This window comes from Streptomyces sp. NBC_00080 (assembly GCF_045041255.1).
GTDB classification, from domain to species: domain Bacteria; phylum Actinomycetota; class Actinomycetes; order Streptomycetales; family Streptomycetaceae; genus Streptomyces; species Streptomyces coriariae.
The window spans coordinates 5,758,048-5,780,318 of record NZ_CP108235.1 but is presented as its reverse complement, the minus strand read 5'-3'; the positions used below and the strand labels follow the sequence as shown (position 1 = coordinate 5,780,318).

Genomic DNA, 22,271 nt, shown 5'->3' with positions numbered 1-22,271 from the left:
CCCCACACCCACGCACCGGACCGAGAGGCATCGCCATGTACATCGAGCACCAGCTCGCCCTGTCCCGCAACGCCGAGCTCCGCGCCCGGGCCGACGCCCACCGCCTCGCCGTCGAGGCCAAGCGCCCGAGCGAACTGCGTAGCCGCCTCGGCCGGACCCTCGTGGAGGTGGGGCTGCGGCTCGCCGCGGCGCCCGGGGCGAACAACCCGGCCGTCGCCTGGTAGCGGACCGCTAACAGCTCGGGACCGAGCCCTTGCCCTTCTCCAGGGCGGTCAGTGCGCTCACCGTGCCCTTCAAGGTGGTGACCGGGATCAGCCGGAGCCCCTTCGGCAGCTCGGACTTGGCGTCGGCGCACTCGGCCTTCGGCACCAGGAACACCGTCGCCCCGTCCCGCCGGGCGGCCTGCGTCTTCAGTGCCACACCGCCGACCGCGCCGACCGTACCGTCGGCCTCGATGGTTCCGGTGCCGGCGATCGTGCGGCCGCCGGTCAGGTCGCCGCCGCTGCCGTCGCCGTCGAGCTTGTCGACGATGCCGAGCGAGAACAGCAGCCCGGCGCTGGGGCCGCCCACGTCGGACAGCTTCAGGGTGACCTTGATGCCGTCGTCCTCGCGGTCGAGGTACTTCAGGGCGGCCTCGGTCGCGGCGTCCTGGGACTGCCGCATCTGCTCGGTGTTGTGCTGCTCGATCTCCTTGGTGCTCTCCCCGCTGGGGTACACGGAGTCGCGCGGCATGATCGCCTGGTCGGTACGGAACCAGCCGTCGACGACGTCGGAGAGGCTGACGTCCGTGTCGGGATTGGTCGCCTCGATCGTCGTCATCCGCAGCTGCCCGCTCGTGTCCCGGACGGGCGCGCCGGTGATCGTGATGACCGGGGTGCCCTTGTTCTCGCCGAGGACGTTCGCCGTCATGCCCGGCTGCGCCACCGAGAACGGCAGCGGCGCGAACGCGGCCGTCGCGAGCAGCGTCACGAGCGGCAGTGCGCAGACGGTGAGGGCCTTGGGGCGTGAGAGGCGTGAGAGCACGAGGTCAATCTAACGTGACGACGAGTTCCGGCTCGCGGCTGGATGTCGTCCGGCCGACCGCGAGCCCCTGCTCCGGCCGCTCCCCGCCCTCCCCCGCCCCTCCCGACACCTCGCCCACACGGCGCAGGCGCGGCGCGCAGGCATGGTGCGCAGGCGCGGTGCGTCAGCGCAGTGCCTCCGCCACCTCCCGCGCCGCGTCCACGACCCGGGGCCCCACCCGCTCGGGCACCGCGTCGGCCAGCATCACCACGCCCACACTGCCCTCGACGCCGGTCACGCCCAGCAGCGGAGCCGCGGCCCCGCTCGCGCCGGCCTCCAGCTCCCCGTGCGTCAGCGTGTAGCCGGGTTCGTCGGCCGGCCGCGCCGGGTTCTGCCGCGCGAAGAGGATCGCCCGGCCGGCGGCGCCACGGTCCAGCGGATGCCGGAACCCTGCCCGGTACGCCACGTGGTAGTCGGTCCAGGTCGGCTCGACGACGGCGACGGCGAGCGCCTCCGTCCCGTCCACCAGGGTCAGATGCGCGGTCGCGCCTATGTCCTCGGCCAGCGACCGCAGCGCGGGCAGCGCGGCCTCCCGTACCAGCGGATGCACCTGGCGGCCGAGCCTCAGCACCCCGAGGCCGACCCTGGCTCGCCCGCCCAGGTCACGCCGTACGAGTGCGTGCTGCTCCAGTGTGGCGAGCAACCGGTACACCACGGTCCGGTTGACGCCCAGTTTGTTGGAAAGTTCGGTGACGGTCAGCCCGTGGTCGGTATCGGCCAGCAGTTTGAGGACCTTCAGTCCTCGATCGAGCGTCTGGGAGGTCTCCGCGGTCACGACGCCCACTCCTTAAGTGGTGAGGTCGGCAACCTCCGTCGCGGCGGATGCGTCACCGAGTCCCGTCAGTGACGCGCGTCAGAGGCCGCCGATCGACAGATGGGCCCGGCGTGTCCGGGCCCAGTCGCTTCACGGCTGCGCTCCGCGGCGGCGCTGCCACGGGGCGTGTGCGTAGCGGGACAGTAGCGAAGCAGGTTCGCTGAGCGGAAGGCTCCGTCCAGAATCCGGTCAGTGGCCGGTATGGACTACTTGCATTTATCCCGATACGTACGGAGCGTGACGTCGTGGCTCGCGCCCCCCGTCAGGGACCGGGGGCCCGGATGAGGCCTCACTTCATCCGGGTCGCCCACTCCTGCACCTTGGCGATGCGCTGCCGCAGCTGCCCCGCCGTCGCCTCCGCGCTCGGCGGCCCGCCGCAGACCCGCCGCAGCTCGGTGTGGATCACACCGTGCGGCTTGCCGCTCTGGTGGACGTACGCCCCGACCATCGTGTTGAGCTGCTTGCGCAGCTCCATCAGCTCCTTGTGCGAGACGACCGGCCGCCGCTCGGCCGGCAGTTCCAGCAGATCGGCCTCGGAGTCCGGTCGCTTCCTGCTGTGCGCGATCTGCTTCGCCTGGCGCTTCTGGAGCAGCATCTGCACCTGGTCGGGCTCCAGCAGCCCCGGGATGCCGAGGTAGTCCTGCTCCTCCTCGCTTCCCGGGTGGGCCTGCATGCCGAACTCGGCGCCGTTGTACATCACCCGGTCGAAGACGGCCTCGGACTCCAGCGCCTCGAAGGCGAACTGCTCCTGCTCGCCGGTGTCCTCATCCTGCTCCTTGTTCGCCTCGTCCATCTCCTGCTCGGACTCGGCGTACGGATCCTCCTCGCCCTCCTTCTTGGGCTTGTCGAGGGCGTGGTCGCGCTCGACCTCCATCTCGTTGGCGAAGGTGAGCAGATCGGGCACGGTCGGGAGGAAGACGGAGGCGGTCTCGCCGCGCCGCCGGGACCGCACGAAGCGCCCGACGGCCTGGGCGAAGAAGAGGGGCGTGGAGATGGTCGTCGCGTACACCCCGACGGCGAGCCGGGGCACGTCGACACCCTCCGACACCATCCGCACCGCGACCATCCAGCGGTCGTTGCTGCCGCTGAAGTCGTCGATGCGGCTGGACGCGCCGGTGTCGTCGGACAGGACGAGCGTCGCCTTCGTCCCGGTGATCTCCCGGATCAGCTTGGCGTAGGCGCGGGCCGACTCCTGGTCGGAGGCGATGACGAGCGCGCCGGCGTCCGGGATGGCCTTCCTGACCTCGGTGAGCCGCTGGTCGGCGGCGCGCAGCACGCTCGGCATCCACTCGCCGCGCGGGTCCAGCGCCGTACGCCAGGCCTGACTGACCGCGTCCTTGGTCATCGGCTCGCCGAGCCGCGCCGCGATCTCGTCCCCCGCCTTGGTCCGCCAGCGCATGTTTCCGCTGTAGGAGAGGAAGATGACGGGCCGGACGACCTGGTCGGCGAGCGCCGAGCCGTACCCGTAGGTGTAGTCGGCGGCCGACCGCCGAATCCCGTCGTTGCCCTCTTCATAGGTGACGAAGGGGATGGGATTGGTGTCGGAGCGGAACGGCGTACCGGTGAGCGCGAGGCGACGGGTCGCGGGCTCGAAGGCCTCGAGACAGGCCTCGCCCCAGGACTTGGAGTCACCGGCGTGGTGGATCTCGTCGAGGATGACGAGGGTCTTGCGCTGTTCGCTCCGGTTGCGGTGCAGCATCGGGCGGACGCCGACGCCCGCGTACGTCACGGCGACGCCGTGGTAGTCCTTGCTGAGCGGGCCCGCGCTGTACTCGGGGTCCAGCCGGATCCCTATCCGCGCGGCAGCCTCCGCCCACTGCTTCTTCAGATGCTCGGTCGGCGCGACCACGGTCACCTGCTGCACGACATGGTGGTGCAGCAGCCAGGAGGCGAGGGTGAGCGCGAAGGTCGTCTTGCCGGCGCCGGGTGTGGCGACGGCGAGGAAGTCGCGCGGCTGCTCCTGGAGGTACTTCTCCATCGCCCCCTGCTGCCAGGCCCGCAGCTTGCTCGCGGTGCCCCAGGGGGCTCGGCCCGGGAAGGCCGGTGACAGGTGGTGGGAGTGGGAGGTGGAGGAAGCGGCGGTGGTAGTCACGGTCTCCGGGTTCGGGGCTCTCGGCTGTGTATGACAACCGGGCCACCCTACCGGCGGCCCGACGCCGTCAACGAGCGAACAAGGCCGGGTCGTACGCGGGTGGGACTCAGGTCACAGAAGACGGGCGGCGCCGGCTCGGCGCGCGAAGCGCGGCAACCGGTCCGCGATCCCGGGCACGTCGAGGACGCCCTGACACACGTCCAGCACGAACCGCTCGGCCTCGTCCACATCGAAGTCCACGTCCAGCGGATGACCGGCCAGGTGCAGATAGACCCAGGTCGCGTACCAGGAGATGCGCTTGTTGCCGTCGACGAGAGCGTGGTTGCGGGCCAGGGACTCCATCAGCGCAGCGGCCTTCCGCCACACGTCCGGGTAGGCGTCCTGCCCGAACACACTCGACCGGGGGCGGGCCAGGGCGGAGTCCAGCAGTCCGTAGTCGCGCACCTCGTCCGCCTCGAGCCGCCGGGTGAGGTTCAGCAGCTCGGGCAGCGTGAGGTAGTGCATCAGGCGAGCCTCCGGTTCAACTCGGCGCTGGCCCGCAGCACGTGCTCGGCGGCCTCCTCGAAGAGCCGCGCGTGCTCGTGCACGGCCTTGAGCACCGCGTCGTGCGCGAAGGCCTGCATGCTGCGTCCCTCCGCCTGGGCGCGCTCACGCAGGGCGTCGAGTTCCTCGTCCGTGAAGCGCAGGTTCAGTCCGGCCATGGCTCGACGGTACCGAGTGGTACCGGCCGGTACCACTCGGTTCTATCGCGATTCCGCCCGCAGCCGCGTCGTCACCCAGGCCCCGAACAGCGCGACGGCCGCCATCGGCAGGAAGACGGCGGCGAAGGCGGCCGGGTGCGAACCGGCGGACGCCGAGCCCGTGGCCGACGCCGACGCCGTATGCGCCACGCTCCCGCCGCCGAGCGCCGCGAAGGCGGCACCTCCCGCGGACAGCAGCAGCACGTTGGACAGCCCGTCCGAGATCTGGAGGGCGGCGGAGTTGGCCCCGGCCTCCTCGGGGGCGGACAGCTTCAGCAGCAGCACGCTCGAGGCGGCGATCACCAGCCCCATCCCCAGGCACCCGAAGCCCCAGGCGACGGCCACGGTCCAGACGGGCACGGAGTGGACCAGGACACTGGGCGCGGTGGCGATGGCGGCAGCCGCCAGCACCATCCCGAGCGCCATCAGCCGCTCCCGGTACGGCTCCGCCCACGGCCGTGACTGCACCCACGACCCCAGTGCCCAGGTCGCCCCGCCGGCCGCGAGCGAGAACCCGGCGAGGGTCGGGCTCAGCCCCCGCTCCGTCACGAGCATCAGCGGCACGAAGGACTCGGCGGCGACGAAGGACCCCGCGGCCACCCCGCGCAGCAGCACGACGGACGGCAGCCCACGGGCCGCCCGCCAGGTGCCGCGCGGGAGCAGCCCGAGCACGGCGGGCACGAGCAGCGCGATGCCCGCGGCGCCGGGGAGGAGGGAGACCGGCCGCAGGTCCTGGGCGGCGTACTGGAGCAGTCCGGCGCCGAGGGAGATCCCGAGGGCGAGCCGGATCCGCCGCCGGTCGAAGGCGCCCGCGGCCATGCCCTCCACGGGGCCGCCCGCCCGCCGCCGTATCTGGGGCAGCGCGAGCGCCAGCGGAAGCACCACGAGGGCGGGTATGCCGAGGAAGACCCACCGCCACCCCAGCTGCTCGGTCACCGCACCGGCGGCCAGTGGCCCGACCACGGACGGCACGACCCAGCAGGCGGCGAACGCGGCCATGATCGCGGGCCGCAGCCGCTCCGGGTAGGCCCGTCCGACGACGACGTACAGGGCGACGATCACCAGCCCCCCGCCGAGCCCCTGCACGGCCCGCCCGAGGATGAACATCCACATGCCCCCGGCGCTCCCGGAGAGGAGCAGCCCGGCCGCGAAGGCCGCGATGCCCCCGCCCAGCGCCCCGAGCGGCCCCCGCCGGTCCGACCACTGCCCGGCGAACACCATCCCGAACAGGCTGGTGGTGAAGTACCCGGAGAACGCGAACGCGTACAACGCCACCCCGTCGAGCTCCCGCGCCGCCACCGGCATCGCGGTACCCACGGCGGTCGCCTCGAAGGCGATGAGCAGCACGACGGAGACGATCCCGATGGTGAGGGCCCGGTGGGAACGCCCCAGAACGGTCCCGCCGGGATCGCCGGGGCCGTCACACGGCACCGCGGCAGCCGCGGCGGAACGGGACGGCAGGTCATCGTCGGCGACACCGGTGTCGCGGGGGTCGAGGGCAGCCATGAGGGCCAGCGTAAGGTCCACAACCGACATTGACCCCTGTCCGAAGACGGGTCCGCGCCCGGGACGATGGTCCTACGACCACCACCGCGCACTCCCGTTTCATGAACGGCGTATGGCAGTCCCATTGCAGCCCTCGCGTTCCCCTTGAGCCCCTCCTCTCCCCACCCGTACGGTCGACCCACCAAGTTCGGAACGGGGCGATCACCCCACTCCCGACCTGGCCGTGTGCCCGAGTGGCTTAGGGACTCGCCTGCAAAGCGAGTTACGCGGGTTCGATTCCCGCCATGGCCTCCGACCGGCCTTACCAGGCAGAACGAAAGGGCGGCACCCCTCGGGGGTGCCGCCCTTTCGTTCTGCCGTCTCGGTTCCCGTCCCGGCCGGCCTCGGAGGTTCGACGACGAGGCGGGGAGCGGCGCAGGACGTACAGGGACACTTCCGCCCCTGCGGACCGGCCAGTGGTCGTTGACGTAATAGTGCGTCGGGTGTGTGCGACGGGACGGCCGGGCGGCCGCGCCGCCACCTCGCGGCGGCCTACCGTGGTGACCTCGCACGTCCCCGCGGTACCTGGATCCGCTCGATCGCCGCGTGCACGCGGCCCGAACGTCCCGAGCGTCCCGAAGGTGCCGCGGCGCACTCGCGGCGTCCGGCCGCCTCCCCACCACGTCACACACGCGGCCACCGGGGCAACACACCTTTCCGTTCCCCCGATTTAACCTACGACCCCTTAACAAGCCCCTCTCTACGCGCGTAACTTGAGCCGACTCCCCCACACCGCCATCGGCCGTACACGACGTACGAGGAGACCTCCAGCGTGTCCAGACCCGTAGGAAACAGACCCCGCCGTGCCGCCTACGCGCTCATCTCCATGGGTGTGGCGAGCGCGTTCGCCATCACCTCGCTGCCCGCCGCCTACGCGACGCCGTCCGCCACCGCGGTGATCTCCGAGGTGTACGGCGGTGGCGGCAACTCGGGGGCCACCCTGACCCGGGACTTCGTCGAGCTGGGCAACGCGGGGTCGGCGGCCTATGACCTGGCCGGGTACAGCGTGCAGTACCTGCCGGGTGCGCCGTCGGCGTCCTCGCTGTGGCAGGTGACCGCGCTGAACGGGTCCGTCGCCCCCGGCGGGCGCTTCCTAGTCGCCGAGGCCGCCGGGACCGGGGGGAGCACCGCGCTGCCCACCGCCGATGCCACCGGGTCCGTCGCCATGAGCGCCACCAGCGGCACCGTCGCGCTCGTCTCCGGCACCACCGCCCTGACGTGCAAGACCGCCGCCGACTGCGCCGCCGACGGCAGGATCGTCGACCTGGTCGGCTACGGCAGCGCCCTCGTACGGGAGGGCAGCGGGCCGGCCACCGGAGCCTCGAACACGGCCGCCGTCGCGCGGAGCGCCGCTCTGGGCGACACCGACGACAACGCCGCCGATCTTTCGGCCGGAACCCCCTCGCCCGTCAACTCCGCCGGACAGACGCCCGGTTCGGGGGACGGCGGCGGGGACGGCGGAGACGGCGGCGGCAATCCGACCACGCCCGGCACCGTCCGCGTCCACGACATCCAGGGCACCACCCGGCTCTCCCCGCTCGCCGGGCAGACCGTCACCCGGGTGCCGGGCATCGTCACCGGGGTGCGGACCACCGGGTCCAAGGGGTACTGGATCCAGGATCCGGCCGCGGACGCCGACTCCCGCACCAGCGAGGGCGTGTTCGTGTACACCGGGTCCGCCACGCCCACCGTCGGCGTCGGCGACTCCGTGCTGGTCAGCGGCAAGGTCAGCGAGTACCACCCGAGCAGCACCAGCCAGTCGGTCACCGAGCTCACCGCTCCGACCGCGACCGTGCTGTCCGGCGGCAACGCGCTGCCCGCCGCCGTCACCGTGGACGCCACCAGCGTCCCCGCCGCGTACATCCCCACCGCCGGTGGCGGCAGCATCGAGTCGTCGGCCCTCGAACCGGCCGTGTACGCCCAGGACTTCTACGAGTCGACGGAGGGCATGCGGGTCGCGTTCTCCGACGCCCGTGTCGTCGGCGCGAGCGACGCGTACGGCGAGCTGTGGGTGACCGTCAAGCCGGACGAGAACGCCACGACCCGCGGCGGGACGCTCTACTCCTCCTACGACCAGCCGAACACCGGTCGGCTGGAGGTCATGTCCCTCGACACCACCACCTCCTTCCCCACCGCCGACGTCGGCGACGAACTGTCCGGCACCACCACCGGACCGCTCGACTACTCGACCTACGGCGGCTACAACGTCCAGGCCACGCAGCTCGGCACCCTGGTCGACAACGGGCTGAAGCCGGAGGTGACCCGTCGGCAGAAGGGCGACGAGCTCGCGGTCGCCACGTACAACGTGGAGAACCTGGACGCGCTGGACGCCCAGGAGAAGATCGACCGGCTCGCGCACGGTGTCGCGGTCAACCTCAACTCCCCCGACGTCGTCGCCCTGGAGGAGATCCAGGACGACAACGGCGCCGCCAACGACGGCACCGTCACCTCCGAGGCCACCCTGAAGCGGTTCACCGACGCCATCCGCGCCGCCGGCGGCCCCCGCTACCAGTGGCGCTACATCGCCCCCACCGACAACCAGGACGGCGGCGAGCCCGGCGGCAACATCCGTCAGGTCTTCCTCTTCAACCCCAAGCGGGTCTCCTTGACCGACCGGGCCGGCGGTGACGCCGTCACGGCCACCAGCGTGGTGAAGACCAGGAAGGGCGCGAGGCTCACCGCCTCCCCCGGGCGCATCGACCCGGCCTCCGACGCCTGGGACAACAGCCGCAAGCCGCTGGTCGGCGAGTTCGTCTTCCACGGTGAGACGGTCTTCGTGATCGCCAACCACTTCACCTCCAAGGGCGGCGACCAGCCGCTGCACGGCCGCTACCAGCCGCCGTCGCGCAGCTCCGAGACCCAGCGCCAGGCGCAGGCGGCCGAGGTGAACACCTTCGTCAAGTCCCTGCTCGCGGCGGACCGGAACGCCAAGACCGTGGTGCTCGGCGACCTCAACGACTACGAGTTCTCCCGGACCGTCACCACGCTCACCGACGGCAAGGTGCTCAAGCCGCTGATCACCACCCTGCCGGCCGCCGAGCGCTACACCTACGTCTACGACGGCAACTCGCAGACCCTGGACCACATCCTCACCAGCCCGGCCGTCACGCACTACGACTACGACGTGGTGCACATCAACGCCGAGTTCGCCGACCAGGCCAGCGATCACGACCCGCAGGTCGTACGGATCGACGTCGGCCGGTGCCGCAGGGACTGACCACGCGGAGCGGGAGAGCCGGTCCGGGCGCGGGGCTACGCGTACAGGCCCCCGCCCGCCTCGTCCTCGAAGACGCCCGGCCAGTACCGCCGGCCGTCGTCCGTGGGGACGGTCGGCACCGGGGCGGGGTCGCAGGCGACGGGGTCGACCGCGGCCAGGGTGCGGGACATCGTCTCGGCGAGCTGGTCGTAGGCCTCGGTCAGCCGGTGCACCGCGTCCAGGGCCCGCTCACGGCGTATCAGCCAGAGGGTGAACGCCAGCGTCGAGATGTCGGCGTTGAGCGGGCGCAGGCCGCGGTCCGGCTCGCTCCAGCTCAGCACCGCGCCCGTGACGCCGTCGACGACCAGGCTGGTGTCCTCGAGAAGATGGCCCAGGCGGATCAGCCGGTCGGCGTTCGCGGGCAGCAGCTCCTCGGTGAGGACACCGCCGCGGTCGTCCGCGTAGTACTCGGCGAGGGTCTGCAACGGCATGTCGGTCTCCAGCGAGAACCAGACGACCTGCTCCGGCAGGCCCACCTCGCGCAGGAAGCGGCGGGTCGGGGCGTGCGTCAGCGCCCTCGGGCAGTCGACGTCCTCGAAGCGGACGACCTCGCCGGAGCCGAACTCCTCGTCCAGGAGCCGGACCGGCAGATCCAGGGCCAGGCCGGACGCCGTGCCCGGGCCCGCCACCAGGGCCAGCGGGCGGATCACCGCGGCCAGCTTCCAGAAGGGGCCGGACGCGCCGCCCGTGTCCCTCGCGCCCTCCTCGAAGACGGCCAGCAGCTGCCGTGAGGCCTGCGCCACCGCCTTCGGCCCGAGCCGGCTCGCGTAGCAGGCGAACTGGCCGCGCAGGGCCGCCAGTTCGTCCACCGCCGTCGCGAAGCGCACCAGCTTCTCCAGGGAGGGCGCGAGCGGGCGGAGGTCCATCAGGTCGGGGCGGTCGTGCAGGAAGTACGTCGTGGAGATCTCGCCCGTCATCCCGTCGAGCAGGACGGACTCCGTCTCCCGGCCGTCGGCGCCCAGGAGTCCGCCTATCACCAGCCGGTCGCACAGCTCCGCCGCCAGGCGGCCGTCGGGGTCGCCCGTGGAGTCCCCGACCGTGCGCAGGCCGTCCGTGCGCAGCGCCTCGAACGTCAGCAGGCCGGCGTCGCCCGGAGTCGCGGGCAGACCGGGGCCGGTGAGCCAGCGGCGCGTCGGCGCGTGCGTGACGTACGGGTACAGCTCGTCCTCGGTGAAGATGATCGTCGTCGTGGCGGTGGTGGTCCTGGTCGTGCCCATCGGGTCCCCCGTGCGGAAAGTTGCGTGCGCCGTCCCACTGCTCCGCAGCCTATGCGGCACCACTGACAACGGCTCTGACCAGCGACAGCGCCCTGCACCCTGACAAGCACCCAGCACACCGGTCCCGCACTGACAGACGTCGGCGGAGCCCCGCGAGTTCCCTTCCCGTCCCGATCGCCCCTCAGGTGAGGTACACGCCGCCCAGCACCACGACCACCGCCGCCACCACGAACAGCGCGATCCAGCCCAGCAGCCTGCCCACGCTCGGCGGGGGTTCGTACTGCCGGGAACCCGGCTCCGGCTCGCTCACCGGTCCGTCACGACCGCCGCCTGGGGCCTTATCGGCAGCCGGTTCACCGGGCGGCCCGTCGCGGCCCGTACGGCGGAGGCGATGGCGGCGGGCGAGGTGACCACCGGGACCGCGCTGGCGGCCTTCGCCCCGAACGGGGCGACCACATCGCGTTCCTCGACCAGCTTGACGATCCGGATGTCCGGGGCGTCCAGGGCCGTGGGCAGCGCGTAGCCGGTGAGGTCGGGGTGGCGGATCAGACCCCTGGGCGTGCGGAGGTTCTCGGTGAGCGCGATCCCGACGCCCTGCGTCACACCGGCCTCGATGCGCGCGGTGAGCTGCGCCGGGTTGAGGATCCGGCCGACGTCCTGGGCGACCGCCAGTTCGACGACCCGGACCGAGCCGAGCTCGATGTCGACGTCCACGACCGCGCGGATCGCGCAGAAGGCGAGGCCGACGAAGGCGTCGCCCTGGCCGGCCGCGTCCAGCGGCTCGGTCGGGTGCGGGCGGCACTGTGCCGTCGCCCACAGCTCCTTGCCGTGCATCTCCTCCGAGACGGTCGTCGACAGGACGCCGTCGTACGAGGTGATCTTGCCGTCCGTGATCTGGAGCAGCTCCGTGGACATGCCGAACTTGTGCGCCAGGGGCTGGAGGAGCTGCGTGCGGACCATCTTCGCCGCGCGCTCCACCGCACCGCCCGAGACCCACGTGTGGCGGCCCCGGCAGCCGGGGCCCGCGGGCGGCTGGTCGGTGTCGACGGGGGCCACGTGCACCTCGTCGACGCCGAGCGTCTCCTGGACGATCTGGCGGGCCAGCGTCGTGAAGCCCTGGCCCGTCTCCACCGCCGCGCACAGGACCGTCGCGACACCGTCCTGGACCTTCACGGTCGCCGTGGAGACCTCGTCGGCCCCCTCCGCGCCCAGCATGTGCACCATGCCGAGGCCGTAGCCGACGCCGCGGCGCACCGCGCCCGGTTCGCCCGCGCCCTCGGGGCCGCCGGGCAGCAGCCAGTCCTCCTCGGGCGTGTCCTTCGGGAGTGCCGGGAGGGGGAATTCCTGGACGGCCTGGAGGAGTTCGGCCACGGGGGCCGGGCAGGTCACCGTCTGACCGGTCGGCAGGACGTCACCGGTCGCCATGGCGTTGCGCAGCCGCAGCTCCGCCGGGTCGACGCCGAGCTTCTTCGCCAGCTTGTCCATCTGCGCCTCGTAGGCGGCGCAGACCTGCATCGCTCCCTCGCCGCGCACATGGCCCGACGGCGGGTTGTTCGTGCGGACCGCCCAGCCCTCGATGAAGGCGTTCGGGACGACGTAGGGGCCGCAGGCGAAGGAGACGGCGGCGGCCAGGGCCTCGGCGGAGGTGTCGGCGTACGCGCCCGCGTCCAGCAGGATCTGCGCCTCGACCTTCACGAGCCGGCCGTCGGCGTCGGCGTGGTGGCGGTAGCGCAGCAGCGTCGGATGTCTGTGGGCGTGGCCGAGGAAGGACTCCTCGCGCGTGGCCGTGAGTTTCACCGGGCAGCCGGTCTTCAGCGCGAGCAGCCCGAGCGGGAGCTGGAAGCCCTGGTCCTCGCGGTCGGCGGTGGCGCCGGGCACCCCGGTGACGACGATCTTCACGCGCTCGGGTTCGAGGCCGTAGCAGGCGGCGGCGGTGTCCCGGTCGGTGTGCGGGTCGGTGGAGGCGAGGTAGAGCTCCACACCGCCGTCGGGACGGGGCACGGCGAGGCCGGCCTCGGCGCCGATCGGGGCGGGGTCGGCGCGGCCGATGCGGTACTGGCCCTCGACGACGACCTCGCCGGCCGCGGACGGGTCGCCGTGGTGCAGCGGGATGTGCCGGATCAGGTTGCCGTCGGGGTGCAGCGCCTCCGCCTCGAAGGCCTGCTCGGGGTCGATCACCGGATCGAGCACCTCGTACTCGACGATGACGGCCGCGGCGGCCATCCGCGCGGTGTCCGGGTGGTCGGCGGCGACGGCCGCGATGGGCTCGCCGTGGTGGCGTACGACGTCGGAGGCGAACACCGGGCGGTCGGCCTTGCCCCGGCCGTGCAGGGCGCGGCCGGGGACGTCCTCGTGGGTGACGACGGCCCGGACGCCGGGCATCTCACGCGCGTGTGACGTGTCGATGGACACGATGCGCGCGTGCGGGTGCGGCGAGCGCAGCACGGCCGCCCACAGCAGACCCTCGGCCCACAGGTCGGCCGCGTACGGGAAGGTGCCCTCCGTCTTGGCGCGCGCGTCGGCGGGCTGCAGGGAGGCGCCGAGGCCGTGCGGGATCGGCTCGGAGGCCGGGGCGGGATCCACGGGCGTCGTCGCGGTGACTGTCTCGTTGCTCACGCCTGGCCTCCGTCCTGGCCCTGTCCGTATGCCGGGTCATGCGGATGGGGCTGTGCAGGGTTCTCGAACGCCGACGGGTGGACGCCTCCGGCGCCCGGTCCCGCCTGGTGCGGGATACGCGCCTCGTCGCCGTCCGTCTCGGCGTCGGCGACCGCCTCGCGTTCGGCGACGACGTCCTGGACGGCCCGCAGGACGCCCCGGTAGCCGGAGCAGCGGCACAGGTTGCCGCACAGGGCCTGGCGGGCCTCCAGGTCGGTGGGGGCCGGGTTGCCCTCCAGGAGGTCGTGCACGGTCATCGCCATGCCGGGCACGCAGAAGCCGCACTGCACCGCACCGCACTTGGCGAGCGCCCGCTGCACGTCCGAGGGCTGTCCGTCGACGGCCAGGCCCTCGACGGTGCGGACCTCGCTGCCGGCGGTGGTGACGGCCGGGACCAGGCAGGAGGCGACGAGCCGTCCGTCGACCTGGACGTTGCAGGCCCCGCACTCGCCCTGCGAGCAGCCGTCCTTGGCGCCCGCGAGGCCGAGCCGCTCGCGCAGGACGTAGAGCAGCGACTCGCCGATCCAGGCGTCGGTGACGGGGCGGTCGGAGCCGTTGACGCGCAGCACGTAGCCGGCGAGGGGGTGTTCCTCGTGGAACGGCGCCGGGGCGTCGTCCGTCTCGTCCGCGGGCTCGTCGGACCCGGCCGGCTCGGCGGCCTCGGTGGATCGCGGGGCGGCTGTGCCGGGGGCCGCGTCCGCCTCGGGAGCGTGCGCGGTGTCCGCGGCGGTGGACCGGTCCTCGGGTGCCTCGGCCGGGCCGCGTGCGGCTCCGTGCGGGGCGCCGGGTTCGGCGGGCGGCTCCGCGGGGCCGTGCGCGGCCTCAGCGGGCTCGTGAGCGGCCTCGTGAGCGCGCCCGGCGTCCTCGGCCGCTTCGGCGGTCCGCTCGGCCTCAGCGGCCCGCTGAGCGTCTCGCCCGGTGTCCTCCAGGGGCCTGTTCGGGGCCACCGTGTACGCCTCGGCGGAGATTTCCGGGGCGAACGTCCCGGTCGGGTGCGTCTGCTGCCCGGTGTGCTCGGCGGTGGGGTGGTGCAGGTCGGGGTCCACGGCCACCGGGCCGTGCTCCGGCGCGTGCCCGAACGCGGACGGCTCCGTCGCCGGCCGCGCGGCCGGGCCGGCCTCGTCGGGGTGCTGCCCCCACACCTGGTCCGGCACGCCGTGGTCCGTCGGTCCCGCCGGTTCCGTCGCCCAGGGCGCGGACGCGCCGCCGGGCAGGGTGGCCGGGGGCGAGCCGCCCCACTGCTCGACCAGCGACGAGGAGGTGAACTCGCCCGACTCGTCGGGCAGGTCGCCGCCCGCGACGGGGATCGACCACTGGCCCGTCACGTCGTGGCCGGGCGCGGACCGCGGTGCGCCCGACGACCCGGAGGTGTCCTCGAAGGCCCACTGGCCGGTCGCGCCGGGGTGGTACGTGAACCGGTCGTCGCCCACCGTCTGCGGGGTGTCCTGCGGAGGCGGCCAGTCGGAGCCGCCCGCCGGGGCCGCCCAGGTTCCGGTGCCGTCCGTGGGGGGCGCCACCGCTATCTGCGGCGGCACGTACCCGTGGCCCGGCGCGGCCAGCGGGCTGTCGCCGCGGGCGGCCAGGAAGGCGTCGATGCCGCCCTCGGGGAGCTTCACGAAGGCGGTCGCGCCGTCGTCGTAGTCCCCCTGGGGCAGCGGGTCCCAGCGGCCGCCGCCCTGCGGCGCGCCCTGGCCCTGCCCCTCGTCCTGTCCGTGTCCGTGTCCGGGTCCGTGCCGGTCGTCGCTCACGACAGCGCCCTCCCCAGTGCTCGTCGGGCCAGCGCGGCGACGGTGCGCCGCAGGTGCAGTACGGCGGGCGGAAGTTCCGGTACGGAGCCGTCCACGCCCGGCACCGGGTCGGGGATGCAGGCGGCGGCGACGTACTCCCCGAAGGCGGTCAGCGCCTCGGGGACGATGGTGCGGCTGTTGTCCCAGTCGATGAGCCGGGCGACCCACTGCTCGGCCTCCAGCGGCCGCAGCGGCATCGGCGCTATGGCCCCGACGGCGCACCTGACGCCACGCCGGGCGGGGTCGAGGACCAGCGCCACGGAGGCCACCGCGCGGCCCGGTCCGGTGCGGCCGGTCGCCTTCAGGAAGATCTGCGGGGCGTGCAGCAGCGGCACGCGCACGTACCCGATGAGCTCGCCGCCGCGCAGCATCTCCATGCCGGCCAGCAGGTGCGACACGGGCATCTCACGGCGGGCTCCGCCCGGGCCCGCGATGATCAGGGTCGCCTCCAGCGCGGCCAGCACGGGCAGCGCGTCGCCCGTGGGGGCGGCCGAGGCGATGTTGCCGCCGAGGGTGCCCGCGTTGCGGATCTGCGGTGGGCCCGCGGCGCGCGCGGCCGCGGCGAGCGCCGGGATCAGGGCGGCGAAGTCGGGGCGGCCCATGCGGGCGTGGGTGAGTCCGGCGCCGAGCAGCGCGTGGCCGTCCTGGTACTGCCAGCCGCGGATCTCGCTGATGCGGCCGAGGCCGACCAGTCCGGTGGGCCTGAGCTGCCCCGAGTTGACGGCGGCCATCAGGTCGGTGCCGCCGGCCACGGGCACGGCGGCGGGCATGGCGGCAAGCGCCGCCACGGCCTCGTCCAGCGTCGTGGGCAGCGTGACGGCCTGCCCCGCCTGCGGTGCGTGCGTGGTCAAAACCGGCTGCCCCTTCCCGCTGCCCCACCTGGTCCCACCTGTGCTGCCGTACGGTACGTGCTGACAGGGCGGACGTGGCAACTCTGGCACATCTTCGCAACACCCGAACGCGGGGGTCCGCTAGGAGGCATTCGCCCACCTCACCGGATAGATGGTCCGTTTTCGTACGGCATCACCGGTGCGCGTGAATTGCCACCCTTCGGGGGCCGTGCCGTGGTTTATCCGGGACGGGCGGTATCACCGGTTGGGCGGCGGGCCGTCGATCGGACGCCCCAGGACACCCGGCCGCCGCTGCCACGGCCGGGGGCCGGCCGGCGGGCGGTAGCCGACGCCCAGCGCGTCGAGACGCTCGTAGTGCGCCTCCATCCGTCGCTCGAAGTCGGCGAAGTCCCGCTCCTTCGGGGCGGGCAGGGCGCTCCAGGCGACCTCGGCGAAGGCGGCGAGCCGGGGGAAGGCCTGATAGTCCACGCGCGCGGAGTCCTCCGTCACCTCGGTCCACAGGTTGGCCTGCGTGCCGAGCACATGCCCCGCCTCCTTCGGTGTCAGTTCCGCGGGAACGGGTTCGAACCGGTAGACGTCCTCCAGGGTGCGCACGAACCCGATGGGAACGGGCTCGTCCGCCCCGCCGTCCTGCCGGTGGTCCAGGTACACCTGCTGCTCGGGACACATCACGACGTCGTGCCCGGCCCGCGCGGCGGCGATCCCGCCCGCGTAGCCACGCCAGGACGACACGGCCGCCCCGTCCGCGAGCCCGCCTTCCAGAATCTCGTCCCAGCCGATCAGCCGACGCCCGCGCGCGGAGAGCCACTTGTCGAAGTGCCGGATGAACCAGGACTGGAGCTGGTCCTCGTCGGCGAGTCCGAGTTCCCCGATGCGGGCCTGCGCGGCCGGCGACCGCCTCCACTCGTCCTTGAGGCATTCGTCACCCCCGACGTGAATGAACTCCGAGGGGAACAGCTCCAGCAGTTCCTCGAAGACCCCCTCGTAGAAGCGCAGGGTGTTGTCGGTGGGGGCGAGTACGTGGGGACTGATCCCCCAGGTGTCCCACACGGGGAGGGCGGTCGTGTCGATGACGTCGGTGTTGCCGAGTTCCGGATACGCGGCGATCGCGGCCTGCGAGTGGCCGGGGAGGTCGATTTCGGGGACCACGGTGATATGCCGCTCGGCGGCGTAGGCGACGATCTCGCGGATGTCGTCCTGCGTGTAGAAGCCACCGTGCGGCTTCTCGTCCCACAGCGGCGAGGCCCGGTGGCCGAATTTCGTGCGCGCCCGCCAGGAACCGACCTCGGTCAGCCGGGGATACCTCTCGATCTCGATCCGCCAGCCCTGGTCGTCCGTCAGGTGGAAGTGGAAGACGTTGAGTTTGTGCGCCGCCATCAGGTCCAGGTAGCGCAAAACCCCGTCCTTGGGCATGAAGTGCCGGGCGACGTCGAGCATCAGGCCGCGCCAGCGGAAGCGGGGCGCGTCCTCGATGATCTGGTGCGGGACGCCGTAGCTGATCCCCGGCCGCACCGGGGCGCGCCGGAAGGCGTGCCGGCCGAGCAGCTGACGCAGCGTCTGCGCGCCCCAGAAGACGCCCGCCGGGCTTCCGCCGCGGATCTCGATGCCCCACGTGGCGAGGACGCTCAGCCGGTAGGCCTCCGGCTCCATCGTGTCGTCCAGAGACAGCCGCAGGGAGTCGCGGACGTCCCGCGGACCGGGTCGCAGGGGCACGCCGAAGGCCGCGCCGAGGGTGGCGCGCAGCCAGCGTTCGGTGCCCTCCGTGCCGGGCGCGGCCCACACGGTGGTGTGCTCGTCGACGAAGACACCGCAGCGCTTGGGGCCGTCGACGGCACGCGGCACGGGGACGAGGTCGACGAGGTCGATCGCAGAAGACACATCAGTCCTTTACCGCTCCGCCCAGTCCGGAGACCAGCCGTCGCTGTACGAGTACGAAGAACACCAGAACCGGAATCGTCATGACCGTGGAACCCGCCATCACACCGCCCCAGTCGGGGTCGTCCGGCTCGTAGAAGACCAGCAAGGCCATCGGCAGGGTCGACTGCGAGGTGTCGCTGATGATGAAGGACTTGGCGAACAGGAAGTCGTTCCAGGCGGAGATGAAGGAAAACACGCTCGTGGCCACCAGACCCGGCAGGACGAGCGGGAAAAGGATCTGCCACAGAAAGCGCGTACGGCTCGCCCCGTCGAGGTACGCGGCCTCCTCCAGTGCCTCCGGAACCGCTTTCACGAATCCTCTCAGCATCCAGATCGCGAAGGGCAGCGAGAAGGCGATGTGGGGCAGGATCAGGGACCCCAGGGTGTTCAACTGGCCGAAGTCCCGCATCAGGAAGAACAACGGGATCGTCAGTGCCTCCACGGGCACCATCTGGGCCACCAGGAACATGATCAGCAGGGTGGTGCGGAAGCGGAACCGGAATCGGGTCACGGCGGTCGCGGCGAGAAACGCGATCACCCCGGAGGCGATCACCACCGCGCCCGCCACGACAAGGCTGTTGAGGAAGTAGCGGCCGAATTCCTGCTGCCCGAGGACGCGCCGGAAGGAATCCAACGAGGGTTCGAGCGTCCACGGCCGTGGCTCGCTCGAACGGATCTCCCCGGCCGGTTTGAAGGCGCCCAACACCATCCAGTAGAGCGGGAAGGCGACGACCACCGCGACCAGCAGCGCACAGGCCTCGGCGGCGAACCGCCACGGACGGGCCACCAGGCCCCGCACAGCACGCACGCTTCCTCCTTTCACAGCTCCTCCCCCTGCCGGCGCAGGAGCCGCAGGTACACCAGCGTGACGGCGAGCAGGATCAGCAGCATCACGACGCCGATCGCCGAGCCGAGGCCGTACTGCGAGGACGCGAAGGCCTGCTGGTAGGCGTAGACGTTCAGGACGAGGTTCTGCCCGGCGATGCCGCCCCCGTTCGTCATCACGTAGATCTGGGTGAAGACCTTGAAGTCCCAGATGACCGACTGGATGGTCACGACCACGAGGATCGGCCGCAGCATCGGGGCCAGCACGGACCGCCAGATCCGCCACTGCGAGGCACCGTCCAGGGCGGCCGCCTCCAGGACCTCGGACGGCACGGAGCGGATCCCGGCGTAGACGGTGACCATCACGAACGGGAAGGAGCACCAGACCACTTCGAGCAGGACGAGGAAGAAGGCGCTGAGCCGGCCGTAGGTCCACGAGTGGTCGCCGAGGCCCAGCAGCCGGTTCACCGGGCCGAAGTCGGGGTCGAACAGGAACAGCCAGACCGTGGAGCCGGTGACCGCGGGGGTCGCCCAGGCGCCCATCGCGGCCAGCATCAGCGCGAGCCGCGGCACGGCACGCACGCGCGTGAGGAGCACGGCGAGCGCGCAGCCGACGGCCAGGGTGGAGACCGCACAGGCCGCCGCGAAGACGACCGTCGACGACAGCACCTGCCAGAACTGGTCGTCGGAGAAGACGTCCGCGTAGTTGCCGAAGCCCCGGAAGGCGGTGGGCTCCCCACCGCTGACCTGGGCCTGGGTGTAGCGGAAGAGCGAGATCAGGCCGAGCTGGTAGACGGGGTAGGCGAGCAGCGCGGCAAGGACGACGAGAGCGGGCGCGAGGTAGAGCCAGGGGGTCCGGCCGGCCCGGCTCCGCCTCCTTCGTGGCGGCGGCGTGGAGGGCGTGGTGCGCTTCTCCACGACCGCCGTGTCGGTCACGGTCACCGGTTCAGCCCACGCTGCCGAACGCGGCGTCCATCTTCTTCGCCGCCTCCGCCGAGGCCGCGGCGACATCCTTCTTGCCGCTGACGACCTCCTGGAACATGGTCGGCAGGACCAGGGAGGAGTCGATCTGCGACCACGCGGGCGACGCGGGCACGAACTTGGTCCCTGCGGTCAGGGTCCGCACGAAGGGCTTCACGAAGGGTTCCTTCGCGGCGGCCTGGTCCCGGACGTCCGTGAACGTGGGCAGGAAGCCCATCGCGTCGAACAGCGAGGCCTGGGTCCTCTTCGAGGCGAGGGCCTCCATGAGCCGGACCGCGAGGGTGCGGTGCGAGGTGCTCTTCAGCACACCGATGTTGTTGCCGCCCGCGAAGGCCGGGGCGATCGAGCCGGGCGTCACACCCGGCAGCGGTACGACGGCGTACTCGCCCTTCACCTTGCCGGCCTCCACGGCCGTGTGGCTGAAGTCGCCGCCGATCGCCATGCCCGCCTTGCCCGCGGCGAACGCGGTGATGGTGTCGTTGCCGCCCATGCCCGCGCACTTGGCGGCGGGACAGTTGTCGTCGGAGAACAGCGACGTGTACGCGGTGATGCCCTTCCGGGCGGCCGCGCTGTCGATGCCGGAGGCGTACGAGCCGCTCTTGCCGGTGGCGAGTTCACCGCCGTTGGCCCACACGAAGGGCATCGCGCCGTAGGTGTAGGCGCCGCCGACCACCAGGCCGTACAACTCGGGCTTCGCGGCGCGGATCTTCCGGGCGGTGGTCGCCAGCTCGGCCATGGTCTCCGGGACGTGCAGACCGAGTTCCGCGAAGACGTCCGTGCGGTAGTACAGGGCGCGCACGCCGACGTAGAAGGGGGCGCCGTAGAGCTTGCCGTCGACGGTGACGGACTGCTTGGCGGTGGGGTCGGTCGCCTTGGCCTCGCTCCAGTCGCCGAAGTCCTCGGTGACGTCCAGGAGTCCGCCGTCCTGGACGTAGCCGGCCGTGTCGGTGTTGCCGTACTCCATGACGTCAGGAGCGGACTTCGGGTCGTTGAAGGCGGCCTTCACGCGCTGGGCGCGGGTGTCCACGGGGATGTACTCGACGTCGACCTTCGCGCCCTCGTGGGCCTTCTCGAAGGCGGCGACGACCGAGTCGACGACCTGCTCCTTGGGCTTGTTGCCGACCTCCTGGAACAGCCAGACACGCAGGGTGCCCGTCTTGTCGTCCGTGTCGGAAGAGGAGTTGTCGGATGTCTGGGGGGCGCAGGCGGCGACGACCAGGGCGGCGGCCGCGAGCGCGGCCAGCCGGGTGGGGAGCTTCATGACGCGATCCTCCGAGCGTTGCAACATATGCAATGACTGTTTCGCTCTGCACAACACATCGGAGGCTAGGGACTGCATGAACACGCCGACAAGAGGTCTCAACCACTCTGTGACCACCTGACGCATCCCGTGCAACGACAAAGGCGACACGTCATGTCAAGACATGACACCGGGATGCCAAAGGCCCCCGGGGCGCGTCACATCGCGCCCCGGGGGCCTCGTCAAGTCCCTGCGGCTACTTCTTGTCGCCGCCCTTGCCCTTGTCGTCGCCGCCGCCCGCCATCGACTCGAAGATCTCCTTGCACATGGGGCAGACCGGGTACTTCTTCGGGTCGCGGCCGGGCACCCAGACCTTGCCGCACAGCGCCACGACGGGCGTCCCGTCGAGGGCGCTCGCCATGATCTTGTCCTTCTGGACATAGTGGGCGTAGCGCTCGTGGTCCCCGTCGCCGTGCGACACCTGCGGCGTCGGCTCTACGAGGGTCCCCGTCCCAGTGCCTCGCTGGGGCTGGGTCTCAGGCTCAAGAGTGCTCATGGCGCCAAGGGTACTGAAACCGGGTACCGAGCTCACACCCGTCAGTTGAGCGACGCGTCGTCCGGATACGTCGCCACCATCGCGAGTTCGCTGCGCTGGCGGCGCAGCACCTCGCGCCAGAGTCTCTCGGGGGCCGGCGAGGAGACGTCGCCGGGTTCGGACTCCACGACGTACCAGGCGCCCTCGCCCAGCTCGTCCTCCAGCTGGCCCGGGCCCCAGCCGGCGTATCCGGCGAAGATCCGCAGGGATCCGAGGGCCGAGGCCAGGAGCTCCGGCGGGGCCTCCAGGTCGACGAGGCCGATCGCGCCGTGCACCCGGCGCCAGCCGAGCGGGGTGCCGTCGACGGCCGTGCCACCGGGGATGACGGCGATCCCGAGGGCCGAGTCGAGGGACACCGGGCCACCCTGGAAGACGACACCGGGTTCACCGGCGAGATCCGCCCAGCCCTCCAGGATGTCGCTCACGCCCACCGGTGTGGGCCGGTTGAGGACGACGCCGAGAGAGCCCTCCTCGTCGTGGTCGAGAAGGAGCACCACCGCACGGTCGAAGTTCGGGTCCGCCAGGGCGGGCGTTGCCACGAGCAGCCGCCCCGTGAGCGAGGACACCTCGGTCATGCCAGACATGATCCCGCATCTTCCCGTGAAGTGGGGAGGCAATGCGGGCACACGGGACGCGCACGGGCGCGGTCCGGGCGCACGGGCCCGCGGGGCGGGCGATGGTGACCCCATGTGCC

General features: G+C 72.2%; 19 protein-coding genes and 1 tRNA gene. 3 read left to right on the top strand and 17 right to left on the bottom strand.

Annotation, left to right across the window (positions count from 1 at the left end; genetic code table 11):
* The first annotated feature begins 35 nt into the window (after window positions 1-35).
* Window positions 36-224 carry a hypothetical protein gene (locus OHU34_RS25810; protein ID WP_142264562.1) on the top strand — a complete coding sequence of 63 codons (189 nt, stop codon included), beginning with the start codon at window positions 36-38 and terminating at the stop codon, window positions 222-224.
* Window positions 225-231: 7 nt separating this feature from the next.
* Here the strand turns inward: OHU34_RS25810 and OHU34_RS25805 are convergent, their stop codons facing one another.
* The 6 genes from OHU34_RS25805 to OHU34_RS25780 form a co-directional block, all read right to left on the bottom strand.
* Window positions 232-1,023 carry a S16 family serine protease gene (locus OHU34_RS25805; protein ID WP_142264563.1) on the bottom strand — a complete coding sequence of 264 codons (792 nt, stop codon included), beginning with the start codon at window positions 1,021-1,023 and terminating at the stop codon, window positions 232-234.
* A gap of 163 nt (window positions 1,024-1,186) precedes the next feature.
* Entirely contained in the window at window positions 1,187-1,837 is a 651-nt protein-coding gene (locus OHU34_RS25800; protein WP_020132430.1) for an IclR family transcriptional regulator, read from the bottom strand.
* A gap of 328 nt (window positions 1,838-2,165) precedes the next feature.
* On the bottom strand, window positions 2,166-3,968 hold the full coding sequence (locus OHU34_RS25795) for a DEAD/DEAH box helicase (protein ID WP_142264564.1): 1,803 nt from the start codon (window positions 3,966-3,968) through the stop codon (window positions 2,166-2,168).
* A gap of 111 nt (window positions 3,969-4,079) precedes the next feature.
* A complete protein-coding gene (locus OHU34_RS25790) occupies window positions 4,080-4,472 on the bottom strand; it encodes a type II toxin-antitoxin system death-on-curing family toxin (protein ID WP_142264565.1) in 393 nt (130 codons plus the stop codon).
* Window positions 4,472-4,669: a hypothetical protein gene (locus OHU34_RS25785; RefSeq protein WP_142264566.1), complete on the bottom strand. Its 198-nt coding sequence runs from the start codon at window positions 4,667-4,669 to the stop codon at window positions 4,472-4,474. Before OHU34_RS25785 ends, OHU34_RS25790 begins: the two co-directional genes overlap by 1 nt.
* Window positions 4,670-4,711: 42 nt before the next feature.
* Window positions 4,712-6,214, bottom strand: coding sequence for an MFS transporter (locus tag OHU34_RS25780; RefSeq protein ID WP_142264567.1), 1,503 nt, complete (start codon window positions 6,212-6,214; stop codon window positions 4,712-4,714).
* 219 nt (window positions 6,215-6,433) lie between these two features.
* Between OHU34_RS25780 and OHU34_RS25775 the strand changes: the two genes are divergently transcribed.
* Both OHU34_RS25775 and OHU34_RS25770 read left to right on the top strand, forming a co-directional pair.
* A tRNA-Cys gene (locus OHU34_RS25775) sits at window positions 6,434-6,505 on the top strand.
* A gap of 574 nt (window positions 6,506-7,079) precedes the next feature.
* Entirely contained in the window at window positions 7,080-9,470 is a 2,391-nt protein-coding gene (locus OHU34_RS25770) for a lamin tail domain-containing protein (RefSeq protein ID WP_405772375.1), read from the top strand.
* 35 nt (window positions 9,471-9,505) lie between these two features.
* On the opposite strand, the gene OHU34_RS25765 is transcribed toward OHU34_RS25770, so the two are convergent.
* The 11 genes from OHU34_RS25765 to OHU34_RS25715 all read right to left on the bottom strand — a co-directional run bounded on the left by OHU34_RS25765 (window position 9,506) and on the right by OHU34_RS25715 (window position 22,152).
* The gene (locus OHU34_RS25765; protein ID WP_405768502.1) at window positions 9,506-10,726 is read right to left on the bottom strand and encodes an SUKH-4 family immunity protein; all 1,221 of its coding nucleotides are present in this window, start codon (window positions 10,724-10,726) and stop codon (window positions 9,506-9,508) included.
* Window positions 10,727-10,907: 181 nt separating this feature from the next.
* Window positions 10,908-11,036, bottom strand: a complete 129-nt coding sequence (locus OHU34_RS25760; protein WP_268267489.1) for a hypothetical protein — start codon at window positions 11,034-11,036, stop codon at window positions 10,908-10,910.
* The gene (locus tag OHU34_RS25755) at window positions 11,033-13,342 is read right to left on the bottom strand and encodes a xanthine dehydrogenase family protein molybdopterin-binding subunit (RefSeq protein WP_230195579.1); all 2,310 of its coding nucleotides are present in this window, start codon (window positions 13,340-13,342) and stop codon (window positions 11,033-11,035) included. The genes OHU34_RS25760 and OHU34_RS25755 overlap by 4 nt, the downstream gene beginning before the upstream one ends.
* Window positions 13,339-15,129 (bottom strand): 2Fe-2S iron-sulfur cluster-binding protein, encoded by a 1,791-nt coding sequence (locus OHU34_RS25750; protein WP_405768499.1) that lies wholly within the window; start codon window positions 15,127-15,129, stop codon window positions 13,339-13,341. The genes OHU34_RS25755 and OHU34_RS25750 overlap by 4 nt, the downstream gene beginning before the upstream one ends.
* Entirely contained in the window at window positions 15,126-16,019 is an 894-nt protein-coding gene (locus OHU34_RS25745) for a xanthine dehydrogenase family protein subunit M (RefSeq protein WP_020132417.1), read from the bottom strand. The genes OHU34_RS25750 and OHU34_RS25745 overlap by 4 nt, the downstream gene beginning before the upstream one ends.
* Window positions 16,020-16,256: 237 nt before the next feature.
* A complete protein-coding gene (locus tag OHU34_RS25740; protein WP_142264572.1) occupies window positions 16,257-17,897 on the bottom strand; it encodes a beta-N-acetylhexosaminidase in 1,641 nt (546 codons plus the stop codon).
* A 1-nt stretch (window position 17,898) separates the two neighbouring features.
* Window positions 17,899-18,744, bottom strand: coding sequence for a carbohydrate ABC transporter permease (locus OHU34_RS25735; protein ID WP_054240240.1), 846 nt, complete (start codon window positions 18,742-18,744; stop codon window positions 17,899-17,901).
* Window positions 18,745-18,755: 11 nt separating this feature from the next.
* A complete protein-coding gene (locus OHU34_RS25730) occupies window positions 18,756-19,703 on the bottom strand; it encodes a carbohydrate ABC transporter permease (protein WP_405768496.1) in 948 nt (315 codons plus the stop codon).
* 4 nt (window positions 19,704-19,707) lie between these two features.
* Window positions 19,708-21,003, bottom strand: a complete 1,296-nt coding sequence (locus OHU34_RS25725; RefSeq protein ID WP_230195576.1) for an extracellular solute-binding protein — start codon at window positions 21,001-21,003, stop codon at window positions 19,708-19,710.
* Between the two features lie 235 nt (window positions 21,004-21,238).
* Window positions 21,239-21,538: a DUF3039 domain-containing protein gene (locus tag OHU34_RS25720; RefSeq protein ID WP_078616040.1), complete on the bottom strand. Its 300-nt coding sequence runs from the start codon at window positions 21,536-21,538 to the stop codon at window positions 21,239-21,241.
* A gap of 41 nt (window positions 21,539-21,579) precedes the next feature.
* Window positions 21,580-22,152, bottom strand: a complete 573-nt coding sequence (locus OHU34_RS25715; protein ID WP_142264575.1) for a YqgE/AlgH family protein — start codon at window positions 22,150-22,152, stop codon at window positions 21,580-21,582.
* Window positions 22,153-22,271 lie beyond the last annotated feature (119 nt).

Bases quoted from the DNA above. Each gene is read 5' to 3' on its own strand.
- OHU34_RS25725 (WP_230195576.1), bottom strand. From the start codon at position 21,003: ATGAAGCTCCCCACCCGGCTGGCCGCGCTCGCGGCCGCCGCCCTGGTC.
- OHU34_RS25765 (WP_405768502.1), bottom strand. From the start codon at position 10,726: ATGGGCACGACCAGGACCACCACCGCCACGACGACGATCATCTTCACC.
- OHU34_RS25720 (WP_078616040.1), bottom strand. From the start codon at position 21,538: ATGAGCACTCTTGAGCCTGAGACCCAGCCCCAGCGAGGCACTGGGACG.
- OHU34_RS25785 (WP_142264566.1), bottom strand. From the start codon at position 4,669: ATGGCCGGACTGAACCTGCGCTTCACGGACGAGGAACTCGACGCCCTG.
- OHU34_RS25780 (WP_142264567.1), bottom strand. From the start codon at position 6,214: ATGGCTGCCCTCGACCCCCGCGACACCGGTGTCGCCGACGATGACCTG.
- OHU34_RS25715 (WP_142264575.1), bottom strand. From the start codon at position 22,152: ATGACCGAGGTGTCCTCGCTCACGGGGCGGCTGCTCGTGGCAACGCCC.
- OHU34_RS25770 (WP_405772375.1), top strand. From the start codon at position 7,080: ATGGGTGTGGCGAGCGCGTTCGCCATCACCTCGCTGCCCGCCGCCTAC.
- OHU34_RS25810 (WP_142264562.1), top strand. From the start codon at position 36: ATGTACATCGAGCACCAGCTCGCCCTGTCCCGCAACGCCGAGCTCCGC.
- OHU34_RS25790 (WP_142264565.1), bottom strand. From the start codon at position 4,472: ATGCACTACCTCACGCTGCCCGAGCTGCTGAACCTCACCCGGCGGCTC.